16 protein-coding genes are annotated in these 15,570 nt (G+C 71.7%); 10 read left to right on the top strand and 6 right to left on the bottom strand.

What is annotated here, in order from left to right; genetic code table 11:
• Positions 1-10 precede the first annotated feature (10 nt).
• The 4 genes from ACFY2L_RS12445 (at position 11) to ACFY2L_RS12430 (ending at position 2,467) form a co-directional block, all read left to right on the top strand.
• Positions 11-376 (top strand): STAS domain-containing protein, encoded by a 366-nt coding sequence (locus ACFY2L_RS12445; RefSeq protein WP_390822236.1) that lies wholly within the window; start codon positions 11-13, stop codon positions 374-376.
• Between the two features lie 60 nt (positions 377-436).
• The gene (locus ACFY2L_RS12440) at positions 437-1,480 is read left to right on the top strand and encodes a YihY/virulence factor BrkB family protein (protein WP_390822235.1); all 1,044 of its coding nucleotides are present in this window, start codon (positions 437-439) and stop codon (positions 1,478-1,480) included.
• A 123-nt stretch (positions 1,481-1,603) separates the two neighbouring features.
• Positions 1,604-2,086, top strand: coding sequence for a DUF3618 domain-containing protein (locus tag ACFY2L_RS12435; RefSeq protein ID WP_390822234.1), 483 nt, complete (start codon positions 1,604-1,606; stop codon positions 2,084-2,086).
• Between the two features lie 120 nt (positions 2,087-2,206).
• On the top strand, positions 2,207-2,467 hold the full coding sequence (locus tag ACFY2L_RS12430) for a hypothetical protein (RefSeq protein ID WP_390656894.1): 261 nt from the start codon (positions 2,207-2,209) through the stop codon (positions 2,465-2,467).
• A gap of 16 nt (positions 2,468-2,483) precedes the next feature.
• Here the strand turns inward: ACFY2L_RS12430 and ACFY2L_RS12425 are convergent, their stop codons facing one another.
• Together ACFY2L_RS12425 and ACFY2L_RS12420 are read right to left on the bottom strand one after the other, a co-directional pair.
• On the bottom strand, positions 2,484-3,413 hold the full coding sequence (locus ACFY2L_RS12425; RefSeq protein WP_390822233.1) for an anti-sigma factor RsbA family regulatory protein: 930 nt from the start codon (positions 3,411-3,413) through the stop codon (positions 2,484-2,486).
• Positions 3,410-3,772 (bottom strand): STAS domain-containing protein, encoded by a 363-nt coding sequence (locus tag ACFY2L_RS12420; RefSeq protein WP_390822232.1) that lies wholly within the window; start codon positions 3,770-3,772, stop codon positions 3,410-3,412. The genes ACFY2L_RS12425 and ACFY2L_RS12420 overlap by 4 nt, the downstream gene beginning before the upstream one ends.
• A gap of 193 nt (positions 3,773-3,965) precedes the next feature.
• Between ACFY2L_RS12420 and ACFY2L_RS12415 the strand changes: the two genes are divergently transcribed.
• The gene (locus ACFY2L_RS12415; protein ID WP_390822231.1) at positions 3,966-4,577 is read left to right on the top strand and encodes a PP2C family protein-serine/threonine phosphatase; all 612 of its coding nucleotides are present in this window, start codon (positions 3,966-3,968) and stop codon (positions 4,575-4,577) included.
• Positions 4,578-5,048: 471 nt separating this feature from the next.
• On the opposite strand, the gene ACFY2L_RS12410 is transcribed toward ACFY2L_RS12415, so the two are convergent.
• The 4 genes from ACFY2L_RS12410 to ACFY2L_RS12395 all read right to left on the bottom strand — a co-directional run bounded on the left by ACFY2L_RS12410 (position 5,049) and on the right by ACFY2L_RS12395 (position 8,748).
• The gene (locus ACFY2L_RS12410) at positions 5,049-5,855 is read right to left on the bottom strand and encodes an IPT/TIG domain-containing protein (RefSeq protein ID WP_390822230.1); all 807 of its coding nucleotides are present in this window, start codon (positions 5,853-5,855) and stop codon (positions 5,049-5,051) included.
• Positions 5,856-6,320: 465 nt separating this feature from the next.
• Positions 6,321-6,659 (bottom strand): STAS domain-containing protein, encoded by a 339-nt coding sequence (locus ACFY2L_RS12405; protein WP_390656889.1) that lies wholly within the window; start codon positions 6,657-6,659, stop codon positions 6,321-6,323.
• Entirely contained in the window at positions 6,656-7,945 is a 1,290-nt protein-coding gene (locus ACFY2L_RS12400; RefSeq protein ID WP_390822229.1) for a PP2C family protein-serine/threonine phosphatase, read from the bottom strand. The genes ACFY2L_RS12405 and ACFY2L_RS12400 overlap by 4 nt, the downstream gene beginning before the upstream one ends.
• Positions 7,945-8,748: an alpha/beta fold hydrolase gene (locus ACFY2L_RS12395; RefSeq protein ID WP_390656887.1), complete on the bottom strand. Its 804-nt coding sequence runs from the start codon at positions 8,746-8,748 to the stop codon at positions 7,945-7,947. Before ACFY2L_RS12395 ends, ACFY2L_RS12400 begins: the two co-directional genes overlap by 1 nt.
• Positions 8,749-8,959: 211 nt before the next feature.
• Between ACFY2L_RS12395 and ACFY2L_RS12390 the strand changes: the two genes are divergently transcribed.
• The 5 genes from ACFY2L_RS12390 to ACFY2L_RS12370 are packed head-to-tail and all read left to right on the top strand — an operon-like array spanning position 8,960 to position 15,465.
• Entirely contained in the window at positions 8,960-10,105 is a 1,146-nt protein-coding gene (locus tag ACFY2L_RS12390) for a VOC family protein (RefSeq protein WP_390822228.1), read from the top strand.
• Positions 10,102-11,052, top strand: a complete 951-nt coding sequence (locus tag ACFY2L_RS12385; RefSeq protein ID WP_390822227.1) for a fumarylacetoacetate hydrolase family protein — start codon at positions 10,102-10,104, stop codon at positions 11,050-11,052. Before ACFY2L_RS12390 ends, ACFY2L_RS12385 begins: the two co-directional genes overlap by 4 nt.
• Entirely contained in the window at positions 11,049-12,650 is a 1,602-nt protein-coding gene (locus ACFY2L_RS12380; RefSeq protein ID WP_390656884.1) for a bifunctional 3-(3-hydroxy-phenyl)propionate/3-hydroxycinnamic acid hydroxylase, read from the top strand. The genes ACFY2L_RS12385 and ACFY2L_RS12380 overlap by 4 nt, the downstream gene beginning before the upstream one ends.
• On the top strand, positions 12,647-14,662 hold the full coding sequence (locus ACFY2L_RS12375; protein ID WP_390822226.1) for an acetoacetate--CoA ligase: 2,016 nt from the start codon (positions 12,647-12,649) through the stop codon (positions 14,660-14,662). The genes ACFY2L_RS12380 and ACFY2L_RS12375 overlap by 4 nt, the downstream gene beginning before the upstream one ends.
• Positions 14,659-15,465, top strand: coding sequence for an amidohydrolase family protein (locus ACFY2L_RS12370; protein ID WP_390822225.1), 807 nt, complete (start codon positions 14,659-14,661; stop codon positions 15,463-15,465). Before ACFY2L_RS12375 ends, ACFY2L_RS12370 begins: the two co-directional genes overlap by 4 nt.
• Positions 15,466-15,570 lie beyond the last annotated feature (105 nt).

Here is a 15,570-nt window from a genome sequence, read left to right as displayed (position 1 = left end):
TGAGGGAAGTGTGACAGACAACAGCGGGACAGCAGGGTCAGACGGTCTGACGGTCACCTGCACCCCCATCGACGGCGTCCACGTCATCACCGTGCGTGGGGAGATCGACCATGACAGCGGCGGCTCTCTGCGCCAGGCGCTCATCGTCCCCGGGGGCACGACGCCCCCGCGGAGCGTGGTGGACCTCGGCGGGGTGACGTTCATGGACTCCAGCGGCATCAACATCCTCGTCGCCGCCCACAACGCCGCCCGCGGCGCCGGCGGCTGGCTGCGCCTGGCCGCACCGACCGAGTCCGTGCTGCGCACGATGCGGCTCGTCGGACTCGACGAGGTCATCGACTGCCACGCCACCGTCCGCGACGCCCTGGAGGCCTGACGCCGCGCCCGCGGGCGACACCGGTGGCGTAGACGAGGCCCGACGGGTTACCCGGCGCCCATGGCGAGTTTGCATCTTCCAGGGCGGAAGTCCCACCACGACGAGGTACCGGCACCCGACGACGTCGGGCCCGGGCCCGAGGTGGAGCGGCGGGCACCGGCGGCACCGACGAAGCTGCCCGGACGGGCCTGGGGTGCGGTGCTCAAGGGAGCCCTGCGGGAGTTCAAGGACGACGAGCTGACCGACCGCGCGGCGGCCCTGACGTACTACGGGGTGCTGTCGCTGTTCCCGGCGCTGCTGGTGCTGGTCTCCCTGCTGGGCATCGCCGGCGAGTCGGCCACCGACACGGTGCTCGACAACCTCAGGCGACTCACGCCCGGCTCGGCGCGCGACATCATCACCCGGGCCGTGGAGCAGTTGCAGGGCAACGCGGGCGTCGGGTCCGTCATGGCGGTCCTGGGCCTGGCGTTGGCCGTGTGGTCGGCGTCCGGCTACATCGCGGCGTTCATCCGCGCGGCGAACAAGGTCTACGAGATGCCGGAAGGCCGCCCGGCGTGGAAGATCGTCCCCCTCCGCATCGTGCTGACGGTCGTGTTGATGGTGCTGGCGGTGATCAGCGCGCTGATCGTGGTCTTCACCGGCGGTATCGCCCGCCAGGCCGGCGCCGCCCTCGGCGTCGGGGACACCGCGCTGGCGGTGTGGTCGGTCGCCAAGTGGCCCGTCCTGGTCGTCCTGGTCACCATCATGATCGCCGTCCTGTACTGGGCCAGCCCGAACGCCAAGGTCAAGGGGTTCCGGTGGATCACCCCGGGCAGCTTCCTCGCCCTGGGGATCTGGATGATCGCCTCCGCCGCCTTCGCGTTCTACGTGACCAACTTCGCCTCCTACAACAAGACCTACGGCACCATGGCCGGTGTCATCGTCTTCCTCGTCTGGCTGTGGATCAGCAACGTGGCCATCCTGCTGGGCCTGGAGTTCGACGCCGAGACCGTGCGCCAGCGGTCCATCGCGGGCGGCCTGCCGCCCGAGACCGAGCCCTACACCGAGCCCCGCGACACCCGGACGTGGGACGAGGAGGACGTGCGCCGGCTGGACGACGTATGACCGTCCCCCGCCGCCGGCCATGAGGGGAAGGAAGCAGACCGAACGGGCCGCTCCGCTCGCACCCGAGCAGACGGCCGAGTACGTGAAGGCCGACGTGGCCGAAATCGAGGAGAGCGCACACCGATGACGCAGCCGCCGCACGACGAACCCACCGCCGAAGGCCCCGAGGAACTGCGCGAGCAGGTCGAACAGACCCGGACCGAGCTCGGGCGGACGGTCGAGGCGCTGGCGGCCAGGACCGATGTCAAGGCCCGTACTCAGGAGAAGGCCGCCCAGGTGAGGGAACAGGCCGGCGCGAAGGCCGACGAGCTGAAGGACCGGGCCACGGTCAAGGCCGGGGAACTGAAGGCGAGGGCCGCCGACTTGGCGCACCAGGCGCAGGACAGGGTGCCCGCCCCGGTCAGGGACACGGCCGCGAAGGCCGCCGAACAGGCCCGGGCGAAGGCGGCCCGGGCCGGACGGACGTGGCAGGAGAACGCGCCCGGGCCGGTGCGGCACACCACCGCCGAGGGAGCCCGGATGGCGCGGGACAACCGCAAGGTGCTGCTGACCGCAGCGGGGGTGGCCGCCGTGGTGTGGCTGGCCTGCCGACGCCGGACCAAGTGAGCCGGACAGATGCGTCGAGGATCGCCCGCCCGACGCGCACCGGGAGGCGGGAGCGCCGCACGACGCGGTCACCGGCTCTCCCGCCTCCCCGCCGTTCCCGCACGAAGGACTCTCACAGCCATGTCGGACCAGCAGGCGGCCGCGGCGGTGACAGCCGCGGCGCTCATCGTCATGATCCTGGTCGCCCGAGCCGCCGTCCTCCACCAGGCCTGCCGAGGACACGCCGCCCGCGCGGGCCGGCGCACCGCATCCGGCGGTGACAGGTACGCGCCCTCCGCGGCGGCGCCGTCCGACGCCGCCCTCTCGGCCGTACGCGAGGCCGAGGACCACGTCCACCGCTGCTGGCAGCGGCTGCGCGCACGCACTGATCGAGCCGAGTGACCCCTCGGCGGGCGGATCAGCGGCCGACGTAGCAGCGGACGGTCGTCCCCTCGGGGCCGGTGTGGACGCGTACGAGGTCGGCGAGACAGTGCACCAGCAACAGGCCCCGGCCGCCCAGCTGGTCCCGTGACGGTGGGCGTCGTCCGGCGAGCGGATCGCTCAGCTGCCCGCGGTCGCGGACCTCGCACACCACCTGGTCGCCTTCGGACCACACCCGCACGGTGCCCGAACCTCCGCCGTGCACGACGCTGTTGGTGGTCAGCTCGGCCACGACGAGGGCGACGTCCTCCAGGCGGACACCGGACAGGCCGTATCGCGCGGCCCGCTCGACGGCGAACTGCCGGGCGCCCGGCAGTCCGTCGGCGTCGAAGTCGAGTTCGTCGGCCGGCGCCGTGTGGGCCAGGGGTTCGTTGTAGCGCGCGATCACCTGCTCGGGAGCGTAGGCAGAGCTGCTGCGCTCCTTCCCGCCGCAGATGACGACGGGATGCGTCGCGTACGCGTCGGTGAGGACCTGCTCGGGGAGACGGTCGGCGTCGTACGGGCAGAGGATGGTGACGTCCCGGCCTTGGAACGCCGGGTTGATGAGCGCCTCGTGCTGGACGCACGCCGGGTACTCCACACTGCTGCGGCCGGCCCAGATCGGCTCGCCGATGATCCGCACCCGCGTCCGGCGATGGGCGTCGGCGAAGGCGCGGAGCACCTTGGGGATGATGCGTCCGGGGTTGCGCCCGACCTCGGTCATGTCGAGGAACCGTACGTCCGCGGCATCCCCGCCCAGGGCCGTCCTGAGGATCGCCAGGTTGGGTCCGGGTACGGCGACCGCCACCGGTTCTCCGGCCCGCAGGCCGTCACGGACGAAGGGCACGGTGCCCCGCAGGTACTCTTCCTCTCCTCGGTAGAAGAGGGCTGGATGGACGAACGGTTCTGCGGTCGGAGCGGTCGTCACGCCGTCACCACCTCGACCGAGGGCAGGTCCGGCCAGAACATGCCCAGCACGCGCCGCAGGGCGGCGGGCGCCTCTTCGAGCACGATGCGTCGTCCCTCCGGAAGGCTCTGGGCGGCCACCGCCAGAACCGAGACACCGGCCACGTCGACGAAGGTGATCGCGGAAAGCTCCAAGTGGCACGCCTCTTCGTCGCTCAGGGCAAGCTGGTGCAGCGTCTGTTCCCAGGCCCGGCGCGTGATCAGGCTGATCTCGCCGGCCACCTGCCAGCCTGGCCGGTCCGCCAGCGGGTGCACGCGCAGGGCGCCCGCGGACCGGGTGGGCGTTGCGGGCGGCGCAGCCGTCTCCCCTGAACCGTCCACGCCGTCACCCCTGGATTCCCTGCTGCCGGGTTGCCAGTATCCCTTACCGTCGAAGTCGCCCGAAGGCGCCCCCGCGACGGTGCCGGCTCGCGGTACGCTCCAGCGCCTGCCACGAGTCGTCCGCGGGCGTCCGGACGTGACCGGACGGCCCGCGCGGTCTACGGGGCGTGCAGAGATGAGGAGGGGCGGCGCCATGGGCCACCCGGTGGATGTGAAGATCGACCTGGACCGTGATGTGTTCCTGCGGACGCTGGTGCGCGAGTTGGCGACGTCGCTGGAGTCGGTGATCGGACTCCAGGAGGCGTCCGGCTACATCAGCCTGGTCGGCCAGGCGGTGGGGACGCAGATCGACGAGATGTACCTCGAGGCGCTGCACATCTACCACCGCGGCCAGATGGCCACCGCCGCCTATCTGCTCCACCACCGGCCGACCCGCACCCTGACCTACGTCAAGGCCGGACACCCTCCGCCGCTCGTGGTGTGCCCCGACGGCTCCAGCCGCTATCTCGACGGACCCGTCTCGCCGCCGGTGGGACCCGTCCCCGACGCCCGTTACCGCCAGGGCGAGACCACCCTGGCCGATGGCGCGGCGGTGCTGCTCTACACCGACGGTCTGATCGAGCGCCGCAGGAAACGCCTGGACGTGGGCTTGGAGCGTCTCACCGAGACGGCCCGCCGGGGCACCGGCTTGGACGTGCACGACCTGTGCGAGCTTTTTCTCGACCACCAGCCCGGTACCGAATATCCGGACGACCGCGCCCTGCTCCTCATCCGGCCGGACTTCTTTTCTCGGCCGGCCCGGTAGAGATACGCGCCCACCCGGTAGACGTACGCGCCGGCCGGCCCGCGAGCTCCTGCTGCGGCACCGAGGGAACCAACCGCCCAGCCGACGCCATGGGAATGGCACCGGCTGGGGGATCCACGCCTCTGAGGGGGTGCCCATCGGGGCACCAGCTCGACGCTGCCGCCCTACGCGCAAGGCAGGCAGCGGCCGGACCGGATACCCCGCCCCCCGGAGAGGCTGGGCTGCCCACCGGTTGGATACTTTTAGTAACGCAGGGCATGGAATATGCCGCAAGAGATTCCCTCTCTTGTCACCCGATCGGTGGGGGCGCACCAAGGAGCGTATTTCCCGGGCGAATCACCGCAATAATGACCGAGAATATGCTTTTATATCCCGCTCGTTGCCGTGACGAATGCCGCTTGAATCTTCTTTTCCGTCCCTCCGTGGGTGCGGGCCGGACAGCGGTCGCCGTCCGGCCCGCACCCGCATCGGTCACATGTAGGTGAATCCGCCCGCGACGGTCGCGCTGCCGGCCGGGGTCGTCACGACGACCGCCGCGTTCCCGGCCACCCCGGCGGGGGTGACGGCCGTCAGGATGGTGCCGGTGACGTCGACGACCACGCTGGTGGCCGGGACACCGCCGATGGTCACGGTCGCACCGGCGAGGTTGGTGCCCACGATGACGACCGGCGTACCACCGACGACAGGACCGGTGGCCGGGGTGATGGAGACCGCCGTGGGCAGCGGCGGGCTGACGTAGGTGAATCCGCCGGCGACGGTGGCACTGCCGGCGGGGGTGGTCACGACGACCGGAACGTTCCCGGCGGCGTGCGGCGGCGTGACACCGGTCAGCACCACGCCCGCGATGACGTTCACCCCGATGGCCGGGACGCCGTCGAAGGTGACGCTCGCGCCGGTGAGGTTGGTCCCCACGATCGTGAAGGGGGTGCCACCGGTCGTCGGGCCGGCGGGCGGGGTGAACGCGAGGACGCTCGGGGGCGGGGGCACGACGGGTCCCACGTAGGTGTAGTTCGCGGGAGTGCTGGCGCCGGCCGGGGTGGTGACCACGACGGGAACGTTGGCGGCGGCGTGCGGCGGCGCGGTCACGGTGATCAGGAAGCCGAAGAGGTCCTGGGAGACGATGGTCGCGGGCGTGCCGCCGAAGGTCACCGAGGTCGCGCCTCCGAGGTTGGTGCCGATGAGCAGGACGGAGTTGCCGCCCGTGGTCGGCCCGAAGCCGGGGACCGCGGCGATCAGCGTCGGCTGCGACAGGACGGGGAGCAGAGTGGCTTGAGACATGACTGTCCTCCTGGATCGGGTTGTCGGTGTGCGGAGCGCGGCAGCCGCTCCCCGCGCGGATGCCCGCAGGGCTTCGTGCCGGGGCGGCACGGCTGCGGCGGCGGGGGGAGATGGCCCGGGTGCGGCGTTGAGAGATCACAGTGCCGGGCGAGGGCCACGACTTCTGTCGGCTGTGACGGTCTTCGCTGAGCTGTCGAAGACGCGTCGCTCAGCTCTCGGCATGGGCTGCGGGCGCAGCTGCATGTGCTGCTGACGCGCGTACAGGTCGCGAGTACCAGCGATACGCGCTGTCCCGAATGGGATGGGCTGCCCACCGGACATCCCCATTGGCCCATGCGGGTGATGACGCGACAAGAGAACTGACGGAACATCACCCGTATGGCGGGGCGCGCGAGCGTTGATGTCGCCGTACGGCCCGTAACGAGCTTCGAAAGCTCCTGCGTGCGCCCTTGCAGCGGTCGTGGGTCAGGTCCGGGTGGCGGACCCTCCGTCGGGGAGGAGGGGGAAGATCTGGTCGAGACCGACGATGCGCAGGATGCGCAGGGTGTTCGCGGGGACGGCGGCCAGGGCGATGTCGGCCTGGGCGGCGTGGGCGTGGTGGCGGGCGGCGATCAGGGCGGTGATGCCGCTGGAGTCGCAGAATTCCATGCCGGCCAGGTCCAGGACGAGGCGCTGTCCTGGACCGAGGGTGAGCGTGGTGATCAGTTCGCGCAGCTGGGGGGCGGTGGCGTGGTCGAGTGCGCCGGTGATCTCCAGAACGGGACCGGTGGCAGCGTCTCGAGTGGTGATCCGCAGCGGGCTCATGGCGTCTTCTTCGTCTCCAAAGGGGGCTGGGGAACGCCGAGGGCGAGCAGGGCGGTGTCGTCGTCGAGACCGTCCCCGAAGGTGGCCAGCAGGCCGGTCAGGGCCTGGATCACGGCGTGCGGCGGTCGGCCCGCGTGGGCGGTGCCGAAGGCGAGCAGGCCCTCGTCGCCGTACAAGGTGGTGCGGTCCTCGCCGGTGCGGGCTTCGGTGAGGCCGTCGGTGTAGAGGAGGAGGGTGTCGCCGGGGGCGAGGACGGTGGCGGCGGCGGAGAACTGCGCGGACGGCAGGACGCCGACGAGGAGACCCCCGGGGGTGTGCAGGAAGCCGGCCGTGCCGTCGGCGCGCAGGACGAGGACCGGAGGGTGGCCGCCCGAGGCGAGGTGGACGGTGACGTGGCCGGTCACCGGGTCCGGTTCGAGCGTGCCGAAGACGGCGGTGCAGTAGCGCGGGTCGCCGCCGCCGGCGTAGCGCTCGTGGAGCACCTTGTTCAGGGTGGACAGAGCGCTGACGGGGTCGGGGTCGTGCAGGGCGGCGGCGCGCAGGGTGTAGCGGGTCAGCGAGGTGACGGCGGCGGCCTGGGGACCCTTGCCGCACACATCACCGAGGAAGAACGCGAAACGCTTGCCGTCGATGGGGAAGACGTCGTAGAAGTCGCCGCCGAGCCGGTCCGGGGAGGCGGTGTGGTAGTGGGCGGCCGTCTCCACACCGGATATCGGCGGCAGGGTGTCCGGCAGCAGCGACTGCTGGAGCACGGCGAGGGCGTCCTGCAGCCGGGCGCGGTCGGCCTCGGCCTGCCTGCGTGCCTCTTCGGCCGCCTTCCGGCCGCGCAGAAGTTCCTCCTCGTAGGCGCGGCGGTCCCGGGCGTCGAAGACCGTGGTACGGATCAGCTGGGGCTCGCCGGTGCTGCCGTGCTTGACCGCGGAGGAGACCAGCACCGGCATCCGGTCACCGCCGGCCTGTCTGATCTCCAGGGCGATCCCGCCGATCTCCCCCTGCATCCGCAGCAGCGGCGCGAAATGCGTCTCGTGGTACAGCTTGCCGCCCACGGTCAGCAGGTCGGCGAACCGCATCCGGCCCACCACCGCACGCCGGTCGAGGCCGAGCCAGCCCAGCAGGGTGGCGTTGATCTTCGCGACCGTGCCGTCCATCAGCGTGGACAGGTATCCGCAGGGCGCGCTGTCGTACAGCTCCTCGGCGCTGTCCTCGAGCAGCGCGGCGAAGGTCGCGTCCGAGGTCTTCTCGTCGTCGGCGTCGTACGGGTCCGGCTGTGCCCCGGTCCGGCACATCACCGCAGGGCCGCCAGGAAGCCGGTGATCGCCTCGTTCGTGGCCTCGGGGGCGGACAGGTGCGGGCAGTGCCCGGTCGCGTCGAGCGTGACCAGCGTCGAGCCGGGGATCGCCTGGTGGACGAAGGCGCCGACCTCCCTGGGGGCGATGACGTCCTGGGTGCATTCGAGCACCAGTGTCGGCACCTTCACCCGGTGCAGGTCGCCCCGGGAATCCGACAGGAAGGTGGTGCGGGCGAAGACGCGCGCCATGTCGGGGTCGGCGGCGCAGAAACTGTTCTTCAGCTCCTCCCCCAGCTCGGGGCGCTCCCCGTTGCCCATGATCACCGGTGCCATCGCCGCCGACCAGCCGAGGTAGTTCGACTCCAGCGATGCCAGCAGCTCGTCGATGTCGTCGGCGCTGAACCCGCCCCGGTACCCCTCGTCGTCGACGTACCGGGGCGACGGAGCGACCATCACCAGCGCCCCGATCCGCTCGGGAGCCGCGCCGGCGGCCAGCACCCCGACCATCGCGCTGACCGAATGCCCGACGAACACCGCGTCGCGCAGATCGAGCGCCTCGCACACCTCGACCACGTCCCGGGCGTACCCGCCCAGTGAGGCGTAACGATTCTCCGAGAACGCGGACGGATCCGAGCGGCCCGAGCCCACGTAGTCGAACAGCACCACCCGGTACTCCTCGCTCAGCGCAGGCACCGTCAGCCGCCACATGTTCTGGTCGCAGCCGAAGCCGTGGGCCAGCACCACCGTGCGCCCCCGAGGGTTGCCGAGGACGGTGACGTTGTTCCTGCGGGCGATGTCCATACCGGTCAGTCTCTCAGGTTCAGACCACTGCTCCGGACGCCCTTGTCCGGCATGCCCATGCCCACACGAACGCGGGCCGCCGGAGTCCCACAGCATCCGACCGGGTCGGCATCTCTGAGCTTTTCATCAGGTGACCGGGTGCCATCTATTGACGATGAGATGCACAGGGTTGATGATTCCCTCATTACAGCAATGTTGCTTGGAGGACGCCATGTCCCGAACCCATGCCTCCCAGGCCGACGTCACGACCGCGCATCAGGACCTGCACAGCGAGCAGGGTGCCCTGCGCGGGGAGCACCCCGGGCGGGCCCGCAACCCGGTGATCAAGGTGGCCGACATCGCCTGGCTGGAATTCGAGAAGCCCGATCTGGACCGCGCCGAGGTCTTCGCGCGTGACTTCGGCTTCTCCGTCGCCGCCCGTACACCGGACGCCCTCTGGCTGCGCGGCACCTTCGCCGGCTCTCCCTGCGCGGTGATCCGCCGAGGGCGTACGTCCCGTTTCATCGGCCAGGCGTTCCGCGCGGCCGAGCGGGCGGATCTGGACCGGCTGGCCCGTGCGACGGGGACCACCGTGCGGGACGCCGACGTCCCGGGCGGCGGCAGGCTGGTCGACCTGCTGGACCCCTCGGGCCTCCCGGTCCGGGTGGTGCACTGCGCCGAGGAGCTGCCCGCGCTGCCCGACCAGCGGCCGCTCCTGCTCAACTTCGGGGCGGATCACCGTCGTACGAACGCCACCCAGCGTCCGCCGCGGGAGCCGTCACGGATCCAGCGACTGGGGCATCTGGTGCTGGAGACACCGACGTTCACCCGGAGCATGAACTGGTATCTCGACACGCTCGGGATGATCGTCAGCGACTTCCACTTCCTGGACGGACAGCGGGAACGCGGCCCGGTCATGGCGTTCTTCCGCTGTGACCGGGGAAGCGTCCCCGTGGACCATCACACGCTGGCGATGCACCTGGGGCCGGGAACGCATTACGTCCACTCCGCCTACCAGGTCACCGACCTCGACGCGATCGCCGCGGGCGGGGAGTACCTGACCCAGCGCGGCTACCAGCGCACCTGGGGGATCGGCCGGCACATCCAGGGCAGCCAGATCTTCGACTACTGGCGTGACCCCGACCGTTTCATGATGGAGCACTTCGCGGACGGCGACCTGTTCTCCCGCGACGTCGAGCCGGGGTGGGCTCCGCTGTCGGCGAGCGGGCTGGCGCAGTGGGGGCCGCCCGTCACCCGCGAGTTCCTCGGCACGCATCCGTCACCCGCCAAGATCCGCGAGCTGCTGCGCGCCCTGCGCGAGGACAACGAACTCGACCCCGCCCGGCTGCTGGGCCTGCTGAAAGCGATGAACTCATGAGCACCAACGTCCTGCGTACCGCCGAGGGCTGGTGGGTGGTGCGCGACGAGCACGCCGTCCGTGTCGAGACCAAGGCCGTCACCACCGCCGAGCTGCTCGCGGACCGCGAAGCGGTACGGGAGGCCGCACGGGAGACCGAGGTCTCCGGCGCGACGGGCACGCCCGTCGCGGAGCTGGCCCCGCTGTCCCCGGTCACCACCCCGTGCCGGGTGGTCGCGCAGATGGTCAACTACCGCAGTCACGCCCGCGATTCGGGCTTCACGGGGGAGATCCCGCCCACCTTCTTCCGCAAGGCCTCCGGCTCCGTCAGCGGCCCGCACGACACCGTCGTCAAGCCCGCGCACGTGAGGTTCCTCGACTACGAAGTCGAGCTCGGCCTGGTCATGGGCGCACCCCTGCCGGTGGGCACCGTGGTCGCCGAGCCCGACCTGCCCTCCTACGTCGCCGGGCTGGTCCTCACCAACGACGTCAGCGCCCGTGACGTGCAGCTGACCAAGGGCCAGTTCTACGAGAGCAAGTCGTACCCCACCTTCACACCGACCGGACCGTACCTGACACTGCTCGAACCGGAGGACTTCCCCCACCTCCTCGACCTGCGGCTGACACTGTCGGTCAACGGCAGCCCGCGCCAGGACCGCACCCTCGCCGACATGATCGTGCGGCCGGCACGGGCGCTGACACTGCTGGCCCGCTTCCAGAACCTCGGGCCCGGCGATCTCCTGCTCACCGGCACCCCGGGCGGCACAGCCCTCAAGGCACCCCCGAAACCGGTCGAGAAGATCGGCGCGCTGCTGCCGCCCGCCCTGAAGTGGAAGGCGTTCTTCAACAGCCAGGCCCGCAACCCGCACTACCTGCACGAGGGCGACGTCGTCACCGCCACCATCGCCACCCCGGACGGGCGCATCGACCTCGGCGAACAGCGCACCCCCGTCACGGACGCCCGATGAGCGCCGTCTCCCGGGTACCCGTCGTCATCATCGGTGCGGGACCGGTGGGGGTGACGGCCGCGCTCCTGCTCGCCCGCCGCGGTGTGCGGACCGTCGTCCTCGAACGTCACCGGGACGTCTACCCGCTGCCGCGCGCCGTCGCCACGGACGACGAGGTCCGGCGGATCCTCCAGGCCGCCGGCGTCCACGAGGAGTTCGCCGCACTCGCCCGCCCGGCCAGGGGCCTGCGGCTGCTCGACGCCCGGCACCGGGTGATCAGCGAGTTCCGGCGCTCCGGGCACGGACACCACGGCTACCCGCAGACCAGCATGTTCGACCAGCCGGAGCTGGAGAGGCTGCTGCGCGACGCCCTGACCCGGCGGTCCGAGTGCGAACTGCGGGGCGGCGTGGAGGTGGTCGGCATCGACCAGAGCGGCGACGGTCCCGTACGGGTGGCGTTCCGCCGTGACGGCACGGAGAGTCCCGAGTATCTGGAGGCGGACGCCGTCCTCGGGTGCGACGGGGCCGGCAGTCTCACCCGCGAGGCCATCGGCGCCGTATGGGAGGACCTGCGTTTCGAGGAGCGCTGGACCGTCATCGATGTCCGCACGGACCGTCCCGTCCGGTGCTGGGAGGGTGTCGAGCAGGTCTGCGACCCCGCCCGGGCCGCGACGTTCATGCGGATCGGCGAGGACCGCTACCGCTGGGAGTTCCGCCTGCGGGACGGCGAGGAGCTGGATGCCGGACGCGTACGGGAGCTGATCGCCCCCTGGGTGGAGGTGCCGTACGACGGCGACGTCGAAGTGATCCGGCAGGCCGAGTACGTCTTCCGGGCTCGTGTCGCCGACCGCTGGCGCCGGGGGCGTGTCTTCCTGCTCGGCGACGCCGCCCACCTCACCCCGCCCTTCATCGGCCAGGGCCTGTGCGCGGGGATGCGGGACGCGTACAACCTCACGTGGAAGATCGCCCGCGTCCTCCGACAGGGCGCCGCTGAAAGCCTGTTGGACACCTATGAGAACGAACGCAAGCCGCACGCCCGCCACATGATCCGCCTCGCCGTCGCGATGGGCTGGGCCATGACCGGCGGCCAGGACCGTGCCGCCGCGCTGCGCCGGAGCCTCATGAGCACGGCCAGCCGGATACCCGCCCTGCGGGAGGCGGCCGGCCGCGACCTCGTTCCGGCCCTGAGCCGGAGCGCCCTCGTACGGCGGCGCCCCCGCCCGGGCCGGCGGGATCTGGCGGGCAGGTGCTGTCCGCAGCCCTGGGTGGGTGTCGGTGCCGGGCGGATCCGTTTCGACGAGCTGCTCGGCGACTCCTTCGCCGTCCTGAGTGCCGTCCCCGCCGCACCCTGGCTGCGAGCCGCCGCCGAGGCGATCGGCGCACGGATCGTCGCCACGGACGGCCTCGGCGACGACGGCGTCCTCGCCGCCTGGCTGCGCGGCGGCCGGGCGGACGCCGTCCTGCTGCGTCCCGACCGGGTCGTCGTGGACGTCGTCCCGGCGGGCGCCGCCGACTTCACGGACACCGCCGCCTGGGCGCCGCTGCTGTGCAGCACCCGGCTCCCCTCCCCCACCGAACCGTTCACCACCGCCCCCCTGTCGAGGAGCGCACCGCGATGACCAGAGCCCAGCTCACCCCGCCGGGGAAGCCCTTCCAGGCCCCTGACCCGGAGGCCGGCACCCACAGCCGTATCGCGGACTTCGGTCGCTGGGTCGCCCGGCACCGGGGTGTCGGAGCCGCCCACGACCACACCGACTACGCCGCCCTGCACCGCTGGTCCGTCACGGACCTCGAAGGGTTCTGGAGCGCGGTGTGGGAGTACTTCGACGTCGACGCGGCCACCCCGTACGAGCAGGTGCTGGCCGAGGAGAGGATGCCCGGCGCCCGCTGGTTCACCGGAGCCACCCTCAACTACACCCGGCACGCGCTGCGTCACCTCGGTGACGACCGGCCCGCGATCGTCGCACTGGACGAGACCGGGGCCGGCCACGAGGTGTCCGGGGAGCAACTGCGCGCCCAGGTCGCCTCCGTCGCCGCCACCCTGCGCGATCTGGGCGTGGGCCGGGGCGACCGGGTCGTCGGCTATCTCCCCAACACCCCGCACGCCGTCGTCGCCTTCCTGGCCGCCGCCGGCCTCGGCGCCGTCTGGTCGGTGTGCGGCCAGGACTACGCTCCCACGGCCGCCGCCGACCGCTTCGCCCAGCTGGAACCCACGGTGCTGGTCGCGGCCGACGGCTACCTCTTCAACGGCACCGTCCACGACCGGCGTCCGGCCGTACGGGAGTTGGCCCGCGCGCTGCCCACCCTGAAGGCCACCGTCCTGGTGGACCACGTCGGGCTGCCCTGGTCTCAGGACGACCACCCGGCGCAGACCGTCCCGTGGGAGGACGCGTCCACCCGCACCGAGCAACTCGTCTGCACGCCGGTGCCGTTCGACCACCCGCTGTGGGTCCTGTTCTCCTCCGGCACCACCGGTCTGCCCAAGGGCATCGTCCACGGCCACGGCGGTGTCGTGCTGGAACACCTCAAGACCCTGGGCCTTCAGTCCGACCTGGGCCCCGGCGACCGCCTCCTCTGGTACACCACCACGCACTGGATGATGTGGAACCTGGCCGTCTCCACACTCCTGACCGGAGCGACCATCTGCACGTACGACGGCAGCCCGGCCCCGCTCACCCGCCCCGGCGTCCTGTGGGAACTGGCCGCACGCCACCGTGTCACCCTCTTCGGCACCAGCCCCCAATACCTCCTGGGCATGGCCAAGTTCGGCATCGATCCGTCCGTCCACGACCTCTCGTCCCTCCGCGCCGTCGGCTGCACGGGCTCCACCCTGCCCGCCTCCGCGTACCCCTGGGTCCGCGACCACCTGGGCGAGCACGTCCAGCTCGCCTCCAGCAGCGGCGGCACCGACGTCGTCTCCGGTTTCGCCGGCAGCACCCCCACCACACCCGTCTGGGCGGGCGAACTGTCCGCCCCCTGCCTGGGGGTCGCCCTGGCCGCGTACGACGCCGAGGGCCGGCCGGTCGTCGACCAGGTCGGCGAGCTGGTCGTCACCCGCCCCATGCCGTCCATGCCGCTGTACTTCTGGAACGATCCCGACGGCAGCCGCTACCGGGACGCCTACTTCACCACGTACCCCGGGGTGTGGCGGCACGGCGACTGGATCACGGCCACGGGGCACGGCTCGGTGATCGTGCACGGCCGCTCCGACTCCACCCTCAACCGCAACGGCGTACGGCTCGGCAGTGCCGACATCCACGCCGCCGTCGAACGCCTCCCCGAGATCACCGAGGCCCTCGTCATCGGCGCGGAGGAACCCGACGGCGGCTACTGGATGCCCCTGTTCGTGGTCCCCGCGGACGGAGTGGAGCTGGACGACGCCCTGCGGGACAGGATCCGCCACGCCATCCGCAGCGGCGCCTCACCCCGGCACGTCCCCGACGAGATCCTCACCGTCCCGGGCATCCCCCACACCCGTACCGGCAAGAAGCTCGAAGTCCCCGTCAAACGCCTTCTCCAGGGCGTTCCCACCGACCAGGTCGTCAGCCCGGCGGCCGTCGACAGCCCAGAGCTCCTGGCGCACTTCGCTCGTCTGGGCGCCGGACGGCGGGCGGCGAGGAACAGCGCATGACACCACCGACCACTCCTGTGGCCCCGCCGCCACCCCTGGCCGGAGCCATCGACGTTCACGCCCACTACATCACCCCGCGACTGCGTGCGGCCATGCAAGCGGCGGGCCACGGACAGCCCGACGGGATGCCCGCCCTTCCCGACTGGAGCCCCGAGGCGGCCCTGGCCGCGATGGACCGTACGGGTATCGCCGCGGCCCTGCTGTCGGTGTCCTCGCCCGGAGTGCACTACGGCGACGACGACGACGCCCGGGCGCTGGCCCGCGCGGTGAACGACGAGGGCGCGTCCCTCGTCCAGGCCCACCCCGGGCGTTTCGGACTGCTTGCCTCGCTTCCGCTGCCGGACCTGCCGGGTGCGCTCGCCGAGACGCGACACGCACTGGACGATCTCGGGGCCGACGGCATCACCCTGCTCACCTCGTACGCCGGACGGCATCTGGGCGACCCGTGCTACGAGGCGCTGATGGCCGAACTCGACCGGCGTTCCGCGGTCGTCCTGCTGCACCCCACCTCGCCACCGTGCTGGGAGGCGACCGGCCTGGGCCGCCCTCGCCCCATGCTGGAGTTCCCGTTCGAGACCACGCGCGCGGTGACCCACCTCGTCCTGGGCGGGGTGCTCGAACGGTATCCCGGCATCCGTTTCATCGTTCCGCACGCGGGCGGGACGCTGCCGGCCCTCGCCGACCGGATCGCCGCGTTCGCCCTCGCGAGCGGCGGCCCTCCGGTCGATGTCCTCGGCGCCCTGCGCGGGCTCTACTACGACGCGCCAGCTTCGCCCTGCCGAGGCTGCTCCCCGCCCTGCTGACCCTGACGGACACCGACCACCTCCTCTACGTCAGCGACTACCCGTACACCCCGGACTGGGTCGTCCACGGGTTGGCCGAGGCCCTGGCCGGCAGTGACTGCCTGA

Origin of the sequence: Streptomyces sp. NPDC001381, assembly GCF_042895685.1 — a bacterium.
GTDB lineage: Bacteria > Actinomycetota > Actinomycetes > Streptomycetales > Streptomycetaceae > Streptomyces.
The sequence above is the reverse complement of the archived record's forward strand: the minus strand, read 5'-3'. Positions and strand labels throughout refer to the sequence as shown.